General features: G+C 64.8%; 19 protein-coding genes. 15 read left to right on the plus strand and 4 right to left on the minus strand.

All coding sequences use genetic code 11. The features are described from left to right. Positions 1-58: 58 nt before the first annotated feature. The 3 genes from ACFVWT_RS06555 to ACFVWT_RS06565 all read right to left on the minus strand — a co-directional run bounded on the left by ACFVWT_RS06555 (position 59) and on the right by ACFVWT_RS06565 (position 4,235). Complete coding sequence (locus tag ACFVWT_RS06555) at positions 59-775, minus strand: hypothetical protein (RefSeq protein ID WP_390246291.1); 717 nt, start codon at positions 773-775, stop codon at positions 59-61. After that, a complete protein-coding gene (locus tag ACFVWT_RS06560; protein WP_390246293.1) occupies positions 772-3,297 on the minus strand; it encodes a galactose oxidase-like domain-containing protein in 2,526 nt (841 codons plus the stop codon). Before ACFVWT_RS06560 ends, ACFVWT_RS06555 begins: the two co-directional genes overlap by 4 nt. Before the next feature lie 290 nt (positions 3,298-3,587). Continuing rightward, a complete protein-coding gene (locus ACFVWT_RS06565) occupies positions 3,588-4,235 on the minus strand; it encodes an acVLRF1 family peptidyl-tRNA hydrolase (RefSeq protein WP_390246295.1) in 648 nt (215 codons plus the stop codon). Positions 4,236-4,287: 52 nt separating this feature from the next. Here ACFVWT_RS06565 and ACFVWT_RS06570 point away from each other — a divergent pair, with 52 nt between their 5' ends. From ACFVWT_RS06570 to nusB, 15 genes are all read left to right on the plus strand, one after another. Next, complete coding sequence (locus tag ACFVWT_RS06570) at positions 4,288-5,715, plus strand: replication-associated recombination protein A (RefSeq protein WP_390246297.1); 1,428 nt, start codon at positions 4,288-4,290, stop codon at positions 5,713-5,715. 222 nt (positions 5,716-5,937) lie between these two features. Then, on the plus strand, positions 5,938-6,336 hold the full coding sequence (locus ACFVWT_RS06575; protein WP_390246299.1) for a cupin domain-containing protein: 399 nt from the start codon (positions 5,938-5,940) through the stop codon (positions 6,334-6,336). 217 nt (positions 6,337-6,553) lie between these two features. Beyond that, entirely contained in the window at positions 6,554-7,180 is a 627-nt protein-coding gene (gene rpsD / locus ACFVWT_RS06580; protein WP_011692125.1) for a 30S ribosomal protein S4, read from the plus strand. 145 nt (positions 7,181-7,325) lie between these two features. Beyond that, a complete protein-coding gene (locus ACFVWT_RS06585; protein WP_011692124.1) occupies positions 7,326-7,700 on the plus strand; it encodes a DUF948 domain-containing protein in 375 nt (124 codons plus the stop codon). A gap of 17 nt (positions 7,701-7,717) precedes the next feature. Further along, the gene (locus ACFVWT_RS06590; RefSeq protein WP_390246302.1) at positions 7,718-7,948 is read left to right on the plus strand and encodes a DUF6167 family protein; all 231 of its coding nucleotides are present in this window, start codon (positions 7,718-7,720) and stop codon (positions 7,946-7,948) included. A gap of 181 nt (positions 7,949-8,129) precedes the next feature. Further along, entirely contained in the window at positions 8,130-10,808 is a 2,679-nt protein-coding gene (alaS, locus tag ACFVWT_RS06595) for an alanine--tRNA ligase (RefSeq protein ID WP_390246304.1), read from the plus strand. Then, positions 10,789-11,415, plus strand: coding sequence for a Holliday junction resolvase RuvX (ruvX, locus tag ACFVWT_RS06600; RefSeq protein WP_390246306.1), 627 nt, complete (start codon positions 10,789-10,791; stop codon positions 11,413-11,415). The genes alaS and ruvX overlap by 20 nt, the downstream gene beginning before the upstream one ends. Continuing rightward, positions 11,412-13,040, plus strand: coding sequence for an endolytic transglycosylase MltG (mltG, locus tag ACFVWT_RS06605; protein WP_390246308.1), 1,629 nt, complete (start codon positions 11,412-11,414; stop codon positions 13,038-13,040). The genes ruvX and mltG overlap by 4 nt, the downstream gene beginning before the upstream one ends. Then, on the plus strand, positions 13,037-13,897 hold the full coding sequence (locus ACFVWT_RS06610; RefSeq protein ID WP_390246310.1) for a shikimate dehydrogenase: 861 nt from the start codon (positions 13,037-13,039) through the stop codon (positions 13,895-13,897). Before mltG ends, ACFVWT_RS06610 begins: the two co-directional genes overlap by 4 nt. Positions 13,898-13,923: 26 nt before the next feature. Beyond that, complete coding sequence (aroC, locus tag ACFVWT_RS06615) at positions 13,924-15,123, plus strand: chorismate synthase (RefSeq protein ID WP_390246312.1); 1,200 nt, start codon at positions 13,924-13,926, stop codon at positions 15,121-15,123. 59 nt (positions 15,124-15,182) lie between these two features. Then, on the plus strand, positions 15,183-15,722 hold the full coding sequence (locus tag ACFVWT_RS06620) for a shikimate kinase (protein WP_390246314.1): 540 nt from the start codon (positions 15,183-15,185) through the stop codon (positions 15,720-15,722). Beyond that, the gene (gene aroB / locus ACFVWT_RS06625; protein WP_390246316.1) at positions 15,719-16,810 is read left to right on the plus strand and encodes a 3-dehydroquinate synthase; all 1,092 of its coding nucleotides are present in this window, start codon (positions 15,719-15,721) and stop codon (positions 16,808-16,810) included. The genes ACFVWT_RS06620 and aroB overlap by 4 nt, the downstream gene beginning before the upstream one ends. A 14-nt stretch (positions 16,811-16,824) precedes the next feature. Next, a complete protein-coding gene (locus ACFVWT_RS06630) occupies positions 16,825-17,343 on the plus strand; it encodes a tetratricopeptide repeat protein (RefSeq protein ID WP_390247105.1) in 519 nt (172 codons plus the stop codon). Positions 17,344-17,485: 142 nt separating this feature from the next. Beyond that, the gene (efp, locus tag ACFVWT_RS06635; RefSeq protein ID WP_209744438.1) at positions 17,486-18,049 is read left to right on the plus strand and encodes an elongation factor P; all 564 of its coding nucleotides are present in this window, start codon (positions 17,486-17,488) and stop codon (positions 18,047-18,049) included. Beyond that, positions 18,049-18,459, plus strand: a complete 411-nt coding sequence (gene nusB / locus ACFVWT_RS06640) for a transcription antitermination factor NusB (protein WP_011692113.1) — start codon at positions 18,049-18,051, stop codon at positions 18,457-18,459. Before efp ends, nusB begins: the two co-directional genes overlap by 1 nt. Positions 18,460-18,519: 60 nt before the next feature. On the opposite strand, the gene ACFVWT_RS06645 is transcribed toward nusB, so the two are convergent. Further along, a complete protein-coding gene (locus ACFVWT_RS06645; protein WP_390246319.1) occupies positions 18,520-19,800 on the minus strand; it encodes a PrsW family intramembrane metalloprotease in 1,281 nt (426 codons plus the stop codon). Positions 19,801-19,869: the final 69 nt, after the last annotated feature.

Genomic DNA, 19,869 nt, shown 5'->3' on the forward strand with positions numbered 1-19,869 from the left:
GAAGGTGGCGGGCTCGGGTTGGCTCAGGTGTGAAGACTCAGATGGTCAGCGCGGGCGGTCAGTCAGCGGGGCCGCAGGCCATTCCGTCGTCGTTTTGGTCAAGCTTCTGGGGATCGACGCTTACCTGCCGGACGATGATGCCGTTCGGGAAGTACTCGCGTACTTCCGAGCAGGTCCAGTCGTGGGCCATGGAGCCGGGATCCAGGCCGGCGTTCTTCATGTCCTGGAAATGCTTGCTGAGGCTGGGAGGCACGGCCGGCAGGCACTGGCCGGTGTCGCCGTACTGCGGCAGGCATCCGCCGAGCGACAGCTCCTGGGAGCCCAGCGCGGCAGCCGGGTCCACCGGAGTCTGCTCCGCGAGACCGGACGAACGGTCCCGGCCGTCGCGCCGGGCGACCGCCGCCGGCCCCGCCTCGGCGTTTGCCGCCTCATTCAGTGAGACCTCAGCCTTGTTACCGATTCCGGGTGCCTGCTCCGCGCCGGCAGCCGCCGGACTGTCGTTCCGGGCGGGCTCGGGAAGCGAATGCGGCTGGCCGCCAGGGGAAGGCTGTGCCGGGCCATGGTGGAGGGGTCCTGTAATAGCGCCGGAAACTGATGCCAGTCCCGGGACCGGGCCCAGAGGGGTCACCGCACGCTCGGTAGCGGCGTCAACCTTTGCCACAGTGGAGACGGCGGAGAGGCCGCCCCAGGTTACAGCGGCTGCAACCGCGAGACCTGACGTGGCCAGGACCGCGATCCAGCGCTTGCTCCGCCGGGATTTCTTTGGAGATGTCATGAGATCCACACCCACTTGGCGATGCTCGGAACACCATCAGCGTCGAGCACTGACAGCATGTAGGGTCCGGGCGGAAGGAGATTCGGGTTATTCGGTACCTGGGCGGTGCGGGTGCCGCCCGTTCCCGAGATAGGAAGGTCCACAAGCCGCGCATTGGTGTCGGTCTGGTGGGTCGCGGACATCGGCGACATAAGGGATGCGGATGAAACGTTTCCTGTGACCCCCAGCTGAAGGGTCTGGCCGTAGCTGGCCGCCGCCGGAGCGGCAGTGATGGTGGGGCGCGTGCCCTTGAACAGATATGGCGGGCTGTAAACGGAGATCCGAAGCTCGAAGGAGTTATCCAGGGGATTGGACCCCATGATGGCCACCTTGCCGTCCGGCAGCAGGATCGACGTCGAATGGTAGTTGCGTCCGATCGGATCAGCTCCGATTTCCTTCCACGTGTTGGTGGCGGGGTTGTACACCGAGGCGCTTTGCACGTTCCCGGCGCGGTTCAGTTGAGAACCATTCGCCGCGAGGACTGTACGATCCGGGAGATTGACGAGGTTGACGTATGTCTTTCCGGGGCCAGGGAGATCGGGGCCCGGCACATACGCGGGGGTCGGCTGTTTGAAGTCGACAATGTCCACGAGGTTGATGCCGGGAACATTTCCGTCGGTGTTTCCGCCGCCGACGATCATCAACTTCTGGTCCTGCGCCGGCCCGATGAAGACGGACCCTGCCTGGTCCCTCATGTCCTTTTGCCGCAGCCCGGGAACGTCCCACATCCTTGCGGTGGTCCAGTCGTACACCCGGGCTCCGGTGCCAGGGAGTCCGTTTCCGAAGGTGTGTCCGCCGGTGTAGAACATCTTGCCGTCGTCGAGCAGGAACATGTGGGGGTAGGTACCCCAGTAGCTCCAGGTCTGTGGCACCTGGTTTTGCGGCAGCCAGTCCATGGCCGAGGTATCGAACATCTCCGTAAGGACGGTTCCCTGGGCTTTTTCGTCAATGCCGCCGGCCGACCAGACGTCCCCGTTGCCGAGCTTGGTCAGTGACGGGTACCAGTGGGCGCCGGTCATGTCACCAAGCTGGTGGAACTGGTTATCGGCAGGATCGAAGTAGTAGCTCTTGTTCGAGCCCTTGAAGGCGGTAGGCCCGTCGGCGGTGCCCGGGAAGGCTTCGGTGCCGCCGGCCAGCAGGACCTTCCCGTCCGGCAGGGTGACGTGGCCCGCGCAGAACATGTCGTAGGGGACCGGGACGTCCTTGAAGGTGTTGGTGGCCGGGGTCCAGACCACGGCCTTGAACGAGCCCGCAGCGAAGGCGGCCCCGTCGTTACCCGAACCCGCGATCAGCAACAGCCGGCCGTCGTGAAGCAGCGTGGAATGGATGGCACGGATGGGAAGCTGGGTGGTGAGGACCTCCCAGGAACCAACGAGCTCCGGTGCGCCGGCGACGGGTGGCGGTGCAGGGTCGTACTTGACCATTGAGTAATTGGTGGTCTTCAGCGAGCCGTTGGCACCGAGGGACAAACCAAAGGAAATCCGGTCGACGCCCTGGGGTATCAGCGGCGTCCGCGCCTGGGCCGTCGTCCAGGCCGTGCTCGCCGGCAGTGTCTTCAGGTCCGTCCAATATTGCCATCCGGTGGCCGTGTGGGCGAAGACGGTCAGGCTTGTGCCCGGGACCGCAGTTGTCTTGTAGTCGACCTTCAGGTCGTATTGGGCTCCGGGCACGACAGCAGGGGCGCAGCCGGCCTGCTCCGACTGAATCAGTTTCGCATCGCCGGAAACATAGGAGGCAATTGTCAGATCATGCGACCTGGTGCCGGCGGTTGAATTCGCAGGAACATCGGTTGACATCGAAGAGGTCACCTGGCGATTTCCCCAGCCTCCGAGGCTAAAGCACGTAGGCATTTGTGTTCCTGCGGCCAGGTTGCCATTAATAATGAGCTGGCCTGTGTTCGGCAGCGTTTCATTGACCACGTTTTGCACTAGAGAATAGTCGTCGGTGACTAAGGTCCCATTTGCCGCGAGTGAAAGGCCGAACGCAATCTGGTCGGTGCCTTCAGGAATTACCGGTGTGGCAGCCGCGGCGAGGGTCCAGCCGGCGGCCGGCGCCTGCCGCTCGATATCACCCCAGTAGCTCCACCCCTGGGCCGTGTGCCGGAAGACAGTCAGCGACACCGGTGCAGTGGACTTGTACCAGATGCCCATCTCGTAGCTTTGTCCCGGAGTGACCTTGGGGGCGCAGTCAACACTCTCCGTTTGCAGCAGCTTGCGGTCTCCCTGGGTGTAGCCGGTGACCGTCACCGAATAGGAGCGCCCCCCGTTACGTCCTTCGGCGAATGCCCACTTGCCGGGGGTGCCCCATCCTGACGGCTTGAAGCAGGTGGGCTGACCGGTACCTTGTTCCAGGGAAGGGTTCTTGACCAGGTTAATGGGTTCGGCAGCCGATGCAATCATGAGTTCAGCGCTGAAGTAGCTGGCTGTAAATGAGATGGCGAGCGTCGCCGCAATAATTCCGGTCAGGCGGGGGGATTTCTTCATCGTGACGCGCCTGGCTTAATCACATGGCTGCCGGAACGCAAAGAATGAAGGGTGCATCGGATTTCACGAATGGCAAAAGAAAATGGCTCCGCTAGCGTTCCCACCGTGCGCCCCCTGCAATTAATCGAGACTCGAGACGAATTGATCTGGCGAGTCTAACTTTGGGGATATTAGGCAGAAACGAGTGGCGACTACTTGTTCTTTTTGGGCATGCACTCAAAGGGGGCTGAGTCTACCTATGGAGCAAGGGGTTACTCCTGTTGCTCGTGGCTTCGATGAGCATGAGGAGGCTAGGCGGGCGGGTCTGTCACCGTGATTCGAATTGAGCATGCCGCGGACGCAACCTGCTTCACTACCGAAGCACGCGGGTCCGGGACGTCCCGTAACGGCAGCCGGGACAGCGCCGCGTAGCGTTTCAGCACGGGTTCCGCGAGGACCTGCTCGGCCAGGGCGCGGTCGCCGCCCGGCGCCAGGTATTCGATCCGGTGCTCGGCGAAGATCCGGTCGGCGTGCCCGGCGACTGCCTCCACCAGGGCGTCCGCCTGGTTGGTGCGGCGCCGGGCGAACCGCTGCTGGGAACCGCCACCCGCAGCAGTCCTCGACTGGACGTGGCGGGTGCCGGTCTTTGAGGCCAGAGCTGCGCCGTCACGGACCACCGCCACTGAGTAACCGCCCCGGCGGACAAGCACCAGCCCGAGCGTCCGGGACTGCGCCGCCAGCGAAGCCATCCGCTCGACGCCGTCGCCGCCGCGGCCGGGCCGTCCGTCCGCCGGCCACGGCGGTTGCAACAGCGCCACGGCACCGTCCGCAGCGGACAGCTGCAGGCCGCCGTCGAGCTCTTCTTCGACGAGGGTGCCGTGGCTTGCGGCAAACCGCTCCACCCACCCCTGCAGCCGTTCACCGGAGACGAATGCCACACGGGACTCTGGGGTAGGCATCGCGTGGTTCTCCGTTGTTAGTGGCGTCCTGAACTAGAAGTAGCCTATCTATGTGGATGATCTCTTTGGCCAAGGGCCGGACAACGACGACGACGGCGGCGGGACGGTGACGCCGTCCGGGTCGGCAGTTTCCGGGCTGGCCGCCGGCCGGACGCAGCCCCGGAGCCCGCTCGCGGTCAGGATGCGTCCCCGCACCCTCGACGACGTGGTAGGCCAGCAGCACCTGCTGGGGCAGGGGTCTCCGCTGCGCCAACTGGCCGCCGGTGCCGGGGCCGATTCGGCGGGGCCGGCCGGCCCGACGTCGCTCATCCTGTGGGGCCCTCCGGGCACAGGCAAGACCACTCTGGCGCATGTGATCGCCAAGGGGCCGGGCCGGAAGTTCGTCGAACTCTCCGCCATTACCGCGGGCGTGAAGGACGTTCGCCGGGTCATGGACGAAGCGCTCACGGCGCGGGACCTGTACAAAACCACCACCGTGCTTTTCCTCGACGAAATCCACCGATTCAACAAAGCCCAGCAGGACGCGCTGCTGCCGGGGGTCGAAAACCGCTGGGTGGTGCTCGTGGCCGCAACCACAGAGAATCCGTCCTTCTCGGTGGTGTCCCCGCTGTTGTCCCGCTCGCTGCTGCTGACGCTCCGCCCCCTGACAGATGCCGACATTGAGGGACTGGTCCAGCGGGCCGTGGCCGACCCCCGCGGGCTGAACGGGAAGGTGGAGCTCAGTGAGGAGGCATTGGCGCACCTGGTCCGGCTGTCCGGTGGCGACGCGCGCCGTGCGCTGACGGCGCTGGAAGCGGCCGCCGGAGTGGCTTTTGGTGATGCCGACGACGCCGCCGACGGTCCCGTCACAGTGGAACTGCGGCATACCGAACGCGCCCTGGATGTGGCTGCGGTCAGGTACGACCGTGCGGGGGACCAGCACTACGACGTTGCCAGTGCCTTCATCAAATCGATTCGCGGATCCGATGTGGATGCCGCACTCCATTACCTGGCCCGCATGCTGGAGGCGGGGGAGGACCCCAGGTTCATCGCCCGGCGCATCGTGATCTCGGCAGCGGAGGACATCGGGATGGCGGACCCCACCGCGCTGCAGACCGCCGTCGCGGCGGCGCAGGCCGTACAGCTGATCGGCATGCCCGAGGGGCGGATCGTGCTGGCGGAGGCCGTGGTCCACCTGGCGACGGCCCCGAAGTCCAATGCTGCCTACATGGGTATCAACAAAGCCACGGCCGACGTACGGGCCGGCCTGGGGAACGGCATCCCGGCCCACCTGCGGGACGCCCACTATCCGGGTTCCAAACAGCTCGGGCACGGGCAGGGCTACAAATACGCGCACGATGCACCGCATGGCGTTGCCACACAGCAGTATCCACCCGACGACCTGGTCGGCCGGGATTACTACGAGCCAACCGCCAACGGCGCCGAACGCGAGATCTCCACCAGGCTGGAGCGGTTACGGAAGATCATCCGCGGCGGCTGACGGGCAGCCCCGGGCGGGTCGGTACAAGTCTCCGTTGACTTCCGCCAGCGGAGGGCTAACGTTGAATTACGTCAGCAAAGATCTGCTGTACGTGCGTGCCCTGAGGGGGGACATCAGCACACATGCCGGTTGTTCGTACGCTCAGGCCCCGGGCCGGCGGCCGGCACGGAATCAGCCCGGCACAACCTTTTCGCTCTTTTCCCACTTCCCAGGTAGTGTCACATGTCCGCAAATTTCGTCACCGCAATGTCCGTGAAGTCTTTTGACGTTCCGGACAAGAAGCGCTGCCCCGACAAGGCCGAGTTCGATCTGGTTACCGTCAACGACTACTCAGTGACCCGACTGATACTCAACCCCGGCTGGCGGTGGTCGGAGAGCATCAAGCCCCTCGAGAAGACAGACTTCTGCCAGCACAACCACCTCGGATTCTGCGTCTCCGGTGTGATGGAAGTGGAAACGCCCGACGGCGCCCGTTCCACCATCCATGCCAACGACACCTACACGCTGCCTCCTGGACATGATGAGTGGGTGGTAGGCAATGAGCCGTTCATAGCCGTCGAGTTCCTGGGCGCCGCGTCCTTCGGCCGCCCGGCCAGCCGAGGCCTCCACGCGCGGACCTGACTGCACGTGTCCGGGACGGCAAGCTGCACCGTGGTAGGATAGTTCGTTGTCTGGCAAGGCGCGGACGCACAATCCACTGATTCTCAGCATTTCATGCTGCTCTGATTTTTTGGTGGGCTGTTGCCCGGCGCCCAGTAGCAAAAGGCAGCGGTTGGCCGATGCTCTCCATCGTGGAGGCCAGTAACACTGACACACCGCAGATATTGGAAGGACACAAGTGGCTAACAACACTCGTGCTCGCCGTACCGCCCGCCTTTCGCGTGCACTCGGCATTGCTCTGACCCCCAAGGCCGCCAAGTACATGGAGCGCCGCCCGTACGGCCCCGGTGAGCATGGCCGTGCCCGCAAGAAGCAGGACTCCGACTACGCCGTACGTCTGCGCGAAAAGCAGCGTCTGCGCGCCCAGTACGGCATCCGCGAAGCCCAGATGACCCGTGCATTCGAAGAAGCACGCCGCACCAAGGGCCTGACCGGTGAAAACCTGATCGAACTGCTCGAAATGCGTCTCGACGCCCTCGTGCTGCGTGCCGGGTTCGCCCGCACCATCGCCCAGGCCCGCCAGCTGGTTGTGCACCGCCACATCCTGGTTGACGGAATCCGCGTCGACCGCCCGTCCTTCCGCGTCGGCGAGGGCCAGCTGGTCCACGTCCACAGCCGCAGCGAAACCATGCCTCCGTTCCAGGTTGCTGCAGCCGGCGCGCACCGCGACGTCCTGCCCCAGGTTCCGGCCTACCTGGACGTCAAGCTGGACGCCCTGCAGGCACGCCTGGTTCGCCGCCCGAAGCGCTCCGAGGTTCCCGTAACCTGCGAAGAGCAGCTCGTCGTCGAATTCTACGCACGCTAAATAAAAGCAGCGTATACAAAGAAGCCCGTGGCAAGCGCCGCGGGCTTCTTTGTATGTAAGGTACTGGGGGGAGTTCCGCACTCGCGGCCACGGTGCCGGTGCGGAACCCGCAGCAGTCCACGGAAACACAAGGAGATGAACGTCTATGTCTGGTGGCGATATTGCCGGCCTGATCGCGGCAGGGGTGTTTGCGCTCCTCGTGCTGCTACTCGCCGTGCCGATCCTGAAACTCGGACGGGTTTTTGACGAAGTCCGGACGTCCATCCGGTCGATCAGCGACGGCGCCACACCGCTCATGGACGAAGTCACGGCAACGGTATCCACCACGAACCAGCAGCTGAAGAAGGTTGACGGCATCTCGTCCAACGTTTCGGACGCCTCAGCCAACATCTCCGCACTCTCGTCGCTCGTGGCGGCAACCGTGGGATCTCCGCTGATCAAAGTGGCAGCGTTCAGCTACGGAGTCCGCTCCGCCCTCTCTGCCCGCAAGAAACCCGCCACCGGCCGCCGCAGCCGCTAATCCCGAGGGAGCACTCAATGAAAAGAATCCTCTGGATGGGAATCGGCGTCGCCATTGGCGTCATCGCCTTCCGCAAGATCACCGAGGCCCAGTCCACACTGGGTCCTGAAGGCCTGAACAGGGCGGTGGGCAGGCTGGCTGATGGCATCTACGACTTTGCAGACGCAGTTCGGGAAGGCATGCAGGAACGGGAAACCGACCTGCGGGCGGCGCTGGGCATTGACACCGAGGAGCTGGTGAAGCGCTAACCCGCAGCCCAGGAACGGCCAGTAAGCCGGTCCGCTACCCGCGCGGACGCCGCAATGCCCGGCGTGGGGGAGAATTAAACCGGTGGCTCCGGCATGTGCCAGGGCGGCCACGCGTTGCATTGCGTGAACCGCACGCATCAGAACTACACGCAGTACACCAAGAAGGGTAAGTAACCAGGTTATGAAGTCGCAGGAGATCACCAAGCGCTGGATCGACTTTTTTGTCAGTAAGGGCCACACGGCGGTGCCTTCCGCATCACTGGTCTCCAGCGACCCCTCCCTGCTGTTCACGGTGGCTGGCATGGTTCCGTTCATTCCGTACCTGACGGCCCGCGAGGAAGCGCCCTACAACCGCGCCACCAGCGTGCAGAAGTGCATCCGCACCGGCGACATCGAGGAAGTCGGGAAGACGGCCCGCCACGGCACCTTCTTCCAGATGTGCGGCAACTTCTCCTTCGGCGACTACTTCAAGGAAGACGCCATCAAGTTCGCCTGGGAACTCCTCACCACAGGTGTCGACGACGGCGGCTACGGACTGCCGCCCGAGAAGCTCTGGGTCACCGTCTACGAAGAAGACGATGAGGCCGAGCAGCTCTGGCTCAAGAACACCGGCATGCCCGCCGAGCGGATCCAGCGGATGGGAAAGGCTGACAACTACTGGTCCACCGGCCAGCCCGGCCCTGCCGGACCCTGCTCCGAGATCTACTACGACCGCGGACCTTCCTACGGTGTTGAAGGCGGCCCCATCGCCGACGAGAACCGCTACGTGGAAATCTGGAACCTTGTGTTCATGCAGTACCAGATCGACAACGTGCGCTCGAAGGTGGACTTCGACATCACGGGTGAACTGCCCAAGAAGAACATCGACACCGGCCTGGGCATGGAACGCCTGGCAATGATCCTGCAGGACGTCGAGAACATGTACGAGACCGACCAGGTCCGTCCTGTCATCGACAAGGCCGCAGCGCTGTCCGGTAAGGAATACACCTCGGCCGAGTCCGCCGACGATCCCCACCACACCGACGATGTCCGGATGCGCGTGGTGGCGGATCACATACGGTCCGCACTGATGCTGATCGCCGACGGCGTAACGCCTTCCAATGAAGGCCGCGGCTACGTGCTCCGCCGCCTCATCCGCCGTGCCGTGCGCTCCATGCGGCTCCTCGGCGTTGAAAAGGCATGCCTCCCCGATCTCCTCCCGGCTTCCCGCGACGCCATGAAGGGCGTCTACCCGGTGGTGGAGACTGACTTCGACCGCATCAGCCGCATCGCGTACGCCGAAGAGAAGGCGTTCCTGCGGACCATTGCGTCCGGCACGGCCCGCCTCGAGGATGCCGTCAAGGATTCCAAGGCAGCGGGCCAGCCGCTTTCCGGTGCCGATGCTTTTGCCCTGCATGACACCTACGGTTTCCCGATCGACCTGACGCTGGAAATGGCTGAAGAAGCAGGACTGAAGGTCGACGAACCCGAATTCCGGAAGCTGATGCTGGAACAGCGACAGCGGGCCCAGGCAGACGCCAAGGGCAAAAAGGGTTCGCACGCCGACCTCAGCGCATTCCAGGAGTTGCTGGCCGAGGGCGAGACGGTGTTCACCGGTTACACGGAGCTTGCCGGCGAATCCAAGGTCCGCGGCATCCTGTCCAGCGGGCGCAAGGTTTCCCAGGCCTCCACCGGCGATGAAATCGAACTGGTGCTTGCCGAGACCCCGTTCTATGCGGAAGCCGGCGGCCAGGCAGCCGACACAGGGCTCATCACGGGAGACGGATTCGTCGTCGAAGTCCTGGACGTCCAGCGCCCCGTCAAGGGCCTGAGCGTTCACAAGGCGATCGTCCGCGAGGGTGAAATCGGTGCGGACTCGCTGGTGCAGGCGGCGGTTGACCGCGAACGGCGGCACTCGGCAGAGCAGGCCCACACCGGCACGCACATCGTGCATGCCGCCCTGCACCAGATCCTCGGCCCGGAGGCCCTGCAGCGCGGTTCCTACAACAAGGCCGGTTACTTGCGCTTCGACTTCGCCTGGGGTGAGGGACTCAGCGCAGCCACGCGCTCCGAAATCGAAGAAGTCTCCAACCTCGCCATCCGCAACAACTTCCAGGTGGAGACCAAAGTCATGGCACTGGCTGAAGCCAAGGCTCTCGGCGCCATGGCGCTTTTCGGCGAGAATTACGGCAATGAGGTCCGGGTCGTGGAGATCGACGGCGCATGGTCCCGCGAGCTTTGCGGCGGCACCCATGTGGCCAACACTTCGCTCATTGGCAGCCTGTCACTGCTGGGTGACCAGTCTGTCGGCTCGGGAAACCGCCGCGTTGAAGCCTTCGTGGGAATGGAGGCCTTCCGGCACCTCGCTGCCGAGCGGGCGCTGGTCACGGAGCTCACGGAAATGCTGAAAGTGCCGTCAGGCCTGCTGGCAGACCGCATCGCGACCACCCTGACCAAGCTCAAGACGGTGGAAAAGGAGCTGGAGCGCCTGCGCAAGGAGCAGCTGACCGCTGCCGCTGCGCAGCTGGTGGGTACGGCCAAGGACGCTGCCGGAGTGAAGGTCATTGCGCACGACGCCGGACAGGTGAGCGGCGCTGACGACCTCCGCGGACTCGCCCTCGACCTGCGCAGCCGTCTTGGCTCCGAAGCCGCCGCAGTTGCGGTTGCCGGTGTAAGCAACGACCGTCCCGTCATCCTTGTTGCCACCAACGAGGCGGCCCGTGTGGCAGGTGTGAAAGCCGGAGCCCTCGTACGGCTCGCCGCCGGGATCCTTGGCGGCGGCGGCGGCGGCAAGGACGACGTCGCCCAGGGCGGCGGCACCGATGCCGCGAAGGTGCCGGCGGCGCTGACCGCCGTCGTGGATGCAATCACGAGGCGATAACCGAACCGTGAACCAATCTGCTGAATCCGACGCCTACCCCCGGGGCATCAAGCTGGGGGTGGACGTGGGCACGGTGCGTGTGGGTGTCGCGGTGTGCGACCTCGACGGCATCCTGGCCACGCCGCTGAAGACGCTCGAGCGAAACGCCAAGAAGAATACGGATGTCCGTGTGCTTGCGGCACTGGCTGCGGAGCTTGGCGCCGTGCAGGTTTTTGTCGGGCTGCCGCGCACGCTCAAAGGGGAAGAGCGTGCTTCGGCGCGGATGGCGACGGATTACGCGGAGCTGCTGGCGAGAGCCCTTGCGGCCCGTGGATCGGACATTCCGGTACAGCTCGTTGACGAACGGTTGAGCACGGTGACGGCCCACCGCAACCTGCACGAAGCTGGCATGAGCAGCCGGAATCACCGTAAGGTAGTGGATCAGGTTGCCGCCGCAGGAATACTGCAGCACGCAATCGACATGCAAAAAGCCAGGGGAACGGATGTAGGAAGCCGCGTGTTCGCGGTTTCCCAGCCGGGGCTTTCCGGGGACGCCGCAGCGGTAAACGCTCAGCAGGCAGTCCCGGGAATCAATGTGCAATCTTCAGAAAATGGAAGGCAACAGTGAGCCCGGTTAACAACGGAGAGTCCTCAGGTGAGGAATTCAGTGAATCCGGACGTCAGCTGACGCGCAAGGAAATTCGGGCCAGGGAGAAATCCCTGGGCACCGAAGGTAATGACGTCGTCCCGCCGCAGGCGTTTGAAACCGGCCACCCGCCGCAGGTCCCGCCCGCCATGCCGGCGGAGCCGCCCACCGTGCAACAGGACGCTGTTCAGGAGCCGGTGCAGCCCGAACCCGTGCACCAGGAGCCGGTGCAGCCCGAACCCGTGCAGCTCGACGAGCCGGCGCACCACGACGTCTCTGCGGAGTTTGCCCCGCATGACTACGACGCCCACTCCGAGCTGCACGGGGACGCGGCGCACCACGTCTACGCAGAGCACCGCGAGGACGAGGCGCACCACGAGGATGCCGCGCACCACGTCTACGCAGAGCACCACGAGGACGAGGCGCACCACGCCTATGACGATGCCCACGGCTACGCAACGGGGGAGCACCTCGAGGAGCATTTTGACGAACCTGCACATCCGCTGATGGCCGGCGGCTCGTCGGTGGCGGTCGTTCCGGCCACGTCCAAGAAGGTCCGCCGTCGTCGACGCTGGCTCGCGCTGCTGCTGACACTTGCGGTGTTCGTGACTGCCCTGGTGGTGGGTGCCCAGTTCCTGAAACCCCTGCTGGGCGGGAACACGATTGCCGATTACCCCGGCCCCGGAACCGGCGAGGTGAATGTTTCCGTGGAACCCGGTGAAGGCACCCGGTCCGTGGCCACCAAGCTCGCAGACCGGAAGGTGGTTGCCAACCCGGACACGTTCCTGCGCGAGCTGACAGCTTCCGGCGGCACCATTGCCCCGGGGGAATTCCAGTTTCGCCAGGAAATGAAGAATTCCGACGCCGTGGCCGTGCTGCTGGGCAAGGGCGAAGGCAAAGTCATGTACTTCGCACTCAGCGCCGGACTGCGCATCGGCGAATCACTGCAGGCCATATCCCAGGGGTCGGGAATCCCCGTCGCCGAACTCAAGTCGCTCAGCGACTCCCCGTCCCAGTTCGGGCTGCCGGCCAAGGCCAAGAACCTTGAAGGCTACCTGGCGCCGGGCGAACACCGCTTCCCGCTGGGAACGCCCGCGAAGGAGATCCTCCAGAACCTCGTGACCACCACCACCGATGAGCTGAAGGCGCAGGGAGTCACCGATCCTGCGAAGCAGTACGACGTCGTCACGGTCGCCAGCATTGTCCAGGCAGAAGGCGGCCAGGCCGAGTACGGCGACGTCGCAGGGGCCATCTACAACCGGCTCAAGCCGAACAACACCGAGACCGCCGGTCTGATCCAGTCCGATGCAACGGTGACGTACGGGCTGGGAATCAAGAGCTTCCACATCGACGAGGATCAGAAAGCCGACAAGTCGAACCCCTACAACACCTACGCCAACCAGGGTCTTCCGGTGGGACCCATCGGCTCACCCGGCAAGAATGCCATCGACGCGGCAGCCAAGCCGAAGGCCAACGACTACATGTACTGGGTGACCATCAACCTGGACACCAAGGAGACGAAGTTCTCCAAGACGCTGGCTGAACACAACCAGTACGTGGAGCAGTACAACGCCTGGTGCGCCGCCAACGCAGGACGTTGCACGTGACCCTGAAGGCTGCCGTCCTTGGGCACCCGATCGGCCATTCGAAGTCCCCGGCCCTGCACCGCGCCGCCTACGGGCGTTTGGGCGTGGACGTCGAGTACTCCGCCATCGACGTGACTGTTCCGGAGCTGCCGGCATTTATGGCCTCGGTCCGCAATCAGCCCGGCTGGTGCGGACTGTCCGTCACCATGCCGCTTAAGACCGCCATGGTTGCCGAGGTGGACGAAGTCCGTGGCGTGGCCGGCATCCTCGGAGTGGTCAACACGGTTGTGTTCGAGGCCGACGGGACGTCCGTGCGACGGGTCGGTTACAACACCGACGTCGCAGGCATCGTCAACGCGGTGCGGCATGCCGGCGTGGCCTCCGCACCTTCAGCCGTGATCCTGGGCGGCGGCGGAACAGCTGCTGCCGCGATCGCCGCACTGAAGGATCTGGGCGCACCGTCTGTTGATGTCTTCGTCCGGGACGTGGGACGGGCGGCAGAGGCCAGGGCGGCCGCCCAAGGCGTGGGCCTTCCCGTCCGCATCCTCCCGCTGTCCGGCGCGGCCGCCGCAATGGCGGCCGCCGACGTCGTCATTTCCACACTGCCGCCCCGCGGGGCCGACGCCCTGGCGGATGAGCTCGCCGGCCTCGGCGCCCGAACGCCGGGCGTGCTCCTGGATGTCGCCTACGATCCCTGGCCCAGCAGGATAGCCTCCGTCTGGCAGGACGGGGGAGGCGCCGTGGTTCCCGGCCTGGAAATGCTGCTCTACCAGGCGGTGGAGCAGGTCCGGTTCTTTAGCGGCCTTGGCGACGACGTCACGGCCGAAGTCATAGATGTGATGTGTGACGCAGTCGGGGCACCCCGACGAGTGTTCTAACCGCCCTACGTGGCAGGATGGATTTTATGTTGCGTTGGTTGACTGCCGGTGAATCCCATGGACCGGCACTGGTCGGAATAATTGAAGGCGTGCCTGCCGGTGTTGAACTCACCAGCAGCCAGATCGCCGATGCCCTCGCCCGTCGTCGCCTCGGCTACGGCCGCGGCGCCCGGATGAAGTTTGAGCAGGACGTCGTTACCGTCCTCGGCGGCGTACGCCACGGCATCACCCAGGGCGGCCCTGTGGCTATCCAGGTGGGCAACACTGAGTGGCCCAAGTGGGAACAGATCATGGCTGCAGACCCGGTGGCCCCCGAGATACTCGCCGACCAGGCTCGCAACGCACCGCTGACGCGGCCGCGACCCGGCCACGCGGACTTCACTGGCATGCAGAAATACGGCTTCGACGAAGCACGCCCCGTGCTGGAGCGCGCCAGCGCCCGCGAAACGGCTACCCGCGTTGCACTGGGAACGGTGGCTTCGCAGTTCCTCAAGCAGTTGGGCATTGAGCTGGTCAGCCATACAGTTTCCATCGCCAGCGTCGCCGTTCCGGAAGGACGGCCGCTGCCCGTCCCCGCCAATGTCATTGCGCTCGACGCGGATCCGCTGCGTTGTTTCGACCGGGAAACATCAGACGCCATGGTGGCCGAGGTTGACGCTGCCCACAAGGAAGGCGAAACGCTCGGCGGTGTGGTGGAGGTGCTGGCCTACGGCCTTCCGCCAGGACTCGGCAGCTACGTCCACTGGGACCGCCGCCTGGACTCCCGCCTCGCCGCCGCCCTCATGGGCATACAGGCCATCAAGGGTGTTGAGGTGGGCGACGGATTCCTCACGGCTTCCCGCCGGGGCTCGGCCGCCCACGACGAAATCGTCAAGGACTCCGACGGCCGGATCATCCGCACCAGCAACCGCGCCGGCGGCATCGAAGGCGGCATGAGCATCGGTGACGTTCTCCGCGTCCGTGCGGCAATGAAGCCTATCGCCACCGTTCCGCGCGCCCTTAAGACCATCGACGTGAGCACCGGAGAGGCCGCCAAGGCCCACCATCAGCGCTCGGACGTCTGTGCCGTTCCCGCCGCCGGCGTCGTGGCGGAGGCCATGGTGGCATTGGTGCTGGCCGAGGCAGTGGCGGAGAAGTTTGGCGGCGATTCAGTCGCGGAAACGGCACGGAACATCAAGGGTTACCTGGACAACATTCCGGCGTCCCTGGACTCGATCGGCCAGTAGTGCCGGTCAGCAGCAGGAACGGCTCTGCGGCCCGGCGGCCCATTGCGCTCATCGGACCCATGGCTGTTGGCAAGTCGGCCATCGGCCACCAGCTTGCCCAGCAGCTGGGGGCGGCATTCGTCGATACCGACGTCGTGATCGTGGAAAACCACGGAACCATCCCGGATATCTTCGCCGCACGGGGCGAGCGTGCGTTCCGGGAGATCGAAGCGCGGACCGTGGCCCGGGTCATCGAAGAGGCCGGGAACACGGGCGCCGTCATTTCCCTCGGCGGCGGTGCCGTACTTGACTCCGGCACCCAGCAGCTGCTTCGCCGCTGCACCGTTGTTTACCTTGAGTGCGACGCCGACACCGTTTCGGAACGCATTGCGCGCAATTCCGGCCGCCCGCTCCTGGCCGGAGACGCCATGGGCCGCTGGCGTGCGCTGTTTGCCACCCGGCAACCGGTCTATGAACGGCTTGCCGACCTTGTTTTCGATGTCCGCAACGGATCTGTTACGGATCTCGGGCACCGGCTGGAAGAGGCGCTGCGTGAGTACGCGGCGGCACAAACCGCGGCGGCGGAGCCAGTGGCCGCTTCAAAGGAAGTTGAAAAGTGAGTAGCGAATCAACCGTCATCAAAGTCACCGGCAAGTCTGCCGCTGACAACTACGACGTCGTTGTGGGCCGCGGCCTGCTTGAACGACTTCCCGAGCTGCTGGGGGAGCGGGTCAAACGGGTCCTGGTCATCCACCCGCGGGCCCTGCGGCTCACGGGCGACACCGTCCGTGATGAGCTGGCCTCGGCGGGCTTCACTGCGCTGACCGCAGAAATCCCGGACGCCGAAGAGGGCAAGCACATCCAGGTTGCCGCGTTCTGCTGGCAGGTTCTGGGACAAAACGACTTCACCCGCTCCGACGCCGTGGTGGCAGTCGGGGGCGGCGCTGTCACGGACCTCGCAGGCTTCGTGGCGGCCACCTGGCTGCGCGGAGTCAAGGTCGTCCATATGCCCACCAGCCTCCTCGGCATGGTGGATGCATCCGTCGGCGGCAAGACAGGCATCAACACCGCCGAAGGCAAGAACCTGGTGGGTGCGTTCCACCCGCCGGCCGCCGTGCTCGCGGACCTCGATACGCTCGGCACCCTGCCGAAAAACGAGCTCATCTCTGGCATGGCCGAGGTCATCAAGTGCGGGTTCATCGCCGACCCCGCCATCCTGGACCTTGTGGAAAACAATCCGGCCGCAGTCATCGACCCGCAGTCCGCAGTCATCCGCGAGCTGATCGAGCGCGCTATCGCCGTGAAGGCCGATGTCGTGTCCGAGGACCTCAAGGAGACAGGCCGGCGCGAGATCCTCAATTACGGGCACACCCTGGGCCACGCGATCGAGCTTGTGGAACGCTACTCCTGGCGCCACGGCGCCGCCGTTTCGGTGGGGATGATGTTCGCCGCTGAACTCGCCCGCAGCGTGGGTCGCCTCAGCGACGCCGACGCCGACCGCCACCGCACCATCCTGGAAACGCTCGGACTGCCGATCACCTACCGCAGGGACCGGTGGCAGGGGCTGCTGGACGGCATGCGCCGCGACAAGAAGTCCCGGGGCGACCTGCTTCGATTCGTGGTCCTGGACGGCATCGCCCGCCCGGGAATCCTTGATGTTCCGGATACCTCCCTCCTGTTCGCCGCCTACCAGGAGATTGCCTCTTGATGACGGGCAGCGTCATGATTGATTCCATGGGCGGCACGAGTGAGTGGCCGGACGCAGGGTTCCCGGGTGTGAAGATCAACCCGGACACCCTCATGCCGGGAATCGTCAACGAAGAGGCCTGCAACCTGGCTCTTCAGGCGTCCTCCGACCCGGCGGACCGCATCATGGTCCTCCTGGCGGAAGGCCACGCCGGCGATGCCGCGGAGCTCCTGGCTGAAGCACGCTACAACGACCCCGAATCGTTCCGGCTCCGGGCCTTCGAAGCCGAGGTCCTGCGGGTTTCCAAGCGCTATGACCGGGCCGTTGATCTTTACCGCCAGCTATTGGCTGAGGTGCAGGGGACTGAGCTTGAGGCCATGGCGCACCAGCACCTCGGGCGGGCCTACTACGCCGGAGGCAACACGGCTGCGGCCGTCGACGAGTTCGCCAAGGCCCTGGACCTGCGAGTGGCAGGGGCCGCGGATGCCGCGCTGATCTACTCCTCCACCGTCGCGCTGCAACGTGCCCGGAACGTCCTGGAACGGTCGTCCTAGGGCTGTCGCAGCAGCCGGCCGGCATTACCGGTAGAATGGTTCTTGGATTTTTGACAAATACTCGCTGGCGGCCTTTTGGCGTGCCTGCCTGACATAACCGGCTGGCGGCTTGAAGCAGTCAGAGACAAACCAGAGGATACCCGTGGCAACCACAAACGACATCAAGAACGGAACCGTGCTGAAGCTTGAGGGCCAGCTCTGGAACATCATCGAGTTCCAGCACGTCAAGCCGGGCAAGGGTGGCGCATTCGTCCGCACCAAGATGCGCAACGTCATGTCCGGCAAGGTGGTCGACAAGACCTTCAACGCCGGCCTCAAGATCGAGACCGCCACTGTGGACCGCCGCGACTACCAGTACCTGTACCAGGACGGCGCCGACTACGTGTTCATGGATACCCAGGACTATGACCAGATCACGGTCTCCGGCGCCACCGTAGGGGACGCCACCAACTTCATGCTCGAAAACCAGATGGTCAACATCGCCATCCACGAAGGCACCCCGCTGTACATTGAACTGCCGCCGAGCGTCGTGCTCGAAATCACCTACACCGAGCCGGGCCTGCAGGGCGACCGGTCCTCCGCCGGCACCAAGCCGGCCACGCTGGAAACCGGCTACGAGATCCAGGTGCCTTTGTTTGTTGAGAACAACACCAAGGTCAAGGTCGACACCCGCGACGGCAGCTACCTCGGCCGGGTCAACGACTAGTGAGTGCCCGCGGTAAGGCCCGTAACCGGGCCCTGGATGTTCTTTTCGAGGCGGAGCAGCGCTCCCTCTCGGCTTTCGATGTGCTGCGGTCACGCCGTGAAAAAACCGACCAGATCGTCAACCCCTACACCCTCGAGATCGTCGAAGGCGTGGTGTCCCACCAGGCCGCCATCGACGAATTCCTGGAGACCTACTCGCAGGGCTGGACACTGGAACGCATGCCGTCGGTGGACCGCATCATCCTGCGCATCGGTACGTGGGAACTGCTCTACAACGACGACGTGCCCGACGGCGTGGCCGTCAGCGAGGCTGTCGCCCTTGCCAAGACGCTGTCCACGGACGAATCGCCGTCCTTCATCAACGGCCTCTTGGGCCGGCTCCAGCAGCTGAAGCCTTCGCTGCTGGCATAGTTACAAGGGAAAAGGACCGGCCCCGCCCTCGGCGGGCGCCGGTCCTTTCTGTTTCCCCGCTCAGCGCAGCACGGCGTCCCGCCGGGCAACCACTTCCGCGAGCTGGCGGTGCTCTTCCAGCTGGTGGGCCGGAACGTCCCGCCCGCTGAGGATCCGTTGCCGGATGAAAGCCAGGTGCGTGGCGGAGCGCAGGAACGCTTTCATCTGCGGGCCCCGGCCGAACTGCTTCGCCCAGCGGACCGCGGAACGGCGTCCGGCCGCCGTTGCCAGCATGTCCACTTCCGGGGCAGTGAACCACCCCGCGGACGCATATTCCAGGAGGCGCTGCCGTGTCAGTCGGTTCTCCGCCACGCGCAGCAGCACAATAACAACGACGGCCAGCACGAAGATGGGCACCTGGACCACGATGTACTGCACCAGGAAATCCCGGCCCATGCTGTTCCACATGCTGTGCAGGATCATGGCCGGGACCAGGCCAACGGCAAACGCCATGACAGACATTCCGCGGTGCCAGCGCCGCGCCGCAAAACCAAGTATGAGTCCTGTGGTACCGGTGAAGATGGCGTGGGCGAACGGGGACATAACGCCCCGCAGGAAGAACACAACCGCGAGGTCTGTGCCCGGTGTGGCGGACTCGGCAATGGCCCGGCCGAAGTAGAGGATGTTTTCCGTGAAGGCGAACCCCCCGGCAATGGTGAAGGCAAACACCACACCATCCACGGGTCCGTCAAAGTGCTTCCGCGCCAGCACTAGGAGCAGCAACAGGCCGAGGGACTTGGCGAACTCCTCCACCACGGGGGCCTGCACGGTGACGGCAAAAGTCCTGTAGTCCACGCCGGCCGGCGGGGCTGCCGCCAGCGCAAAGACCGGCTGGATCAGCAGTGTGACGGAAACGGATACGACGGCCCCCCACATGAACGCGAAGAGCAGCAGGCGCTTGGGCTCGGGCTCCCAGCGGTCAATGAAGTAGACGGCCAAGAGCACGGCGCTCAAGGGGATCAGGGACGCAATGAAGCCGATCACGAACCCGGTGACGCCGGTGTTCCCCACAAGGTAGGGGAGGACTAGGAAGAGGCTGGCGAAAGCCAGGAAACCGCCGCCCGCCACGAGCCCAACCACTCCCGCGCTTGAACGGTTGCGCACCGCGGCGGGCGGCATCATGGTGTTTACTGCAGGTGCGTAGTTGCTGGCAGGAGCTGCACGGTAATGGTCGGGCCGGACCTGGCCCATCCACGTCGGATTGGTCTGCTGCGGCAGGTCCTGCCGGGGCCATGGTGGCTGTTGCCCGTATCCGTGGCCGCCGGAGGGATCATGCTGCGGCCAGGGCGCGTTCGATGTCATGGGACTGAGCCTATGTCCCCGTAACCGTCGCTTCCAAGATGGCGGGCGGCCCGGAATGGCAGGCCTCAC

It is taken from the genome of Arthrobacter sp. NPDC058288, assembly GCF_042880995.1.
Taxonomy (GTDB): Bacteria; Actinomycetota; Actinomycetes; order Actinomycetales; family Micrococcaceae; genus Arthrobacter.

Coding starts and splice junctions, on each gene's coding strand:
- ruvX (WP_390246306.1), top strand. CDS start 10,789: ATGCAATCACGAGGCGATAACCGAACCGTGAACCAATCTGCTGAATCC.
- ACFVWT_RS06630 (WP_390247105.1), top strand. CDS start 16,825: ATGATTGATTCCATGGGCGGCACGAGTGAGTGGCCGGACGCAGGGTTC.
- ACFVWT_RS06565 (WP_390246295.1), bottom strand. CDS start 4,235: ATGCCTACCCCAGAGTCCCGTGTGGCATTCGTCTCCGGTGAACGGCTG.
- ACFVWT_RS06645 (WP_390246319.1), bottom strand. CDS start 19,800: ATGACATCGAACGCGCCCTGGCCGCAGCATGATCCCTCCGGCGGCCAC.
- ACFVWT_RS06555 (WP_390246291.1), bottom strand. CDS start 775: ATGACATCTCCAAAGAAATCCCGGCGGAGCAAGCGCTGGATCGCGGTC.
- ACFVWT_RS06585 (WP_011692124.1), top strand. CDS start 7,326: ATGTCTGGTGGCGATATTGCCGGCCTGATCGCGGCAGGGGTGTTTGCG.
- ACFVWT_RS06575 (WP_390246299.1), top strand. CDS start 5,938: ATGTCCGCAAATTTCGTCACCGCAATGTCCGTGAAGTCTTTTGACGTT.
- alaS (WP_390246304.1), top strand. CDS start 8,130: ATGAAGTCGCAGGAGATCACCAAGCGCTGGATCGACTTTTTTGTCAGT.
- ACFVWT_RS06590 (WP_390246302.1), top strand. CDS start 7,718: ATGAAAAGAATCCTCTGGATGGGAATCGGCGTCGCCATTGGCGTCATC.
- ACFVWT_RS06560 (WP_390246293.1), bottom strand. CDS start 3,297: ATGAAGAAATCCCCCCGCCTGACCGGAATTATTGCGGCGACGCTCGCC.
- aroC (WP_390246312.1), top strand. CDS start 13,924: ATGTTGCGTTGGTTGACTGCCGGTGAATCCCATGGACCGGCACTGGTC.
- ACFVWT_RS06620 (WP_390246314.1), top strand. CDS start 15,183: ATGGCTGTTGGCAAGTCGGCCATCGGCCACCAGCTTGCCCAGCAGCTG.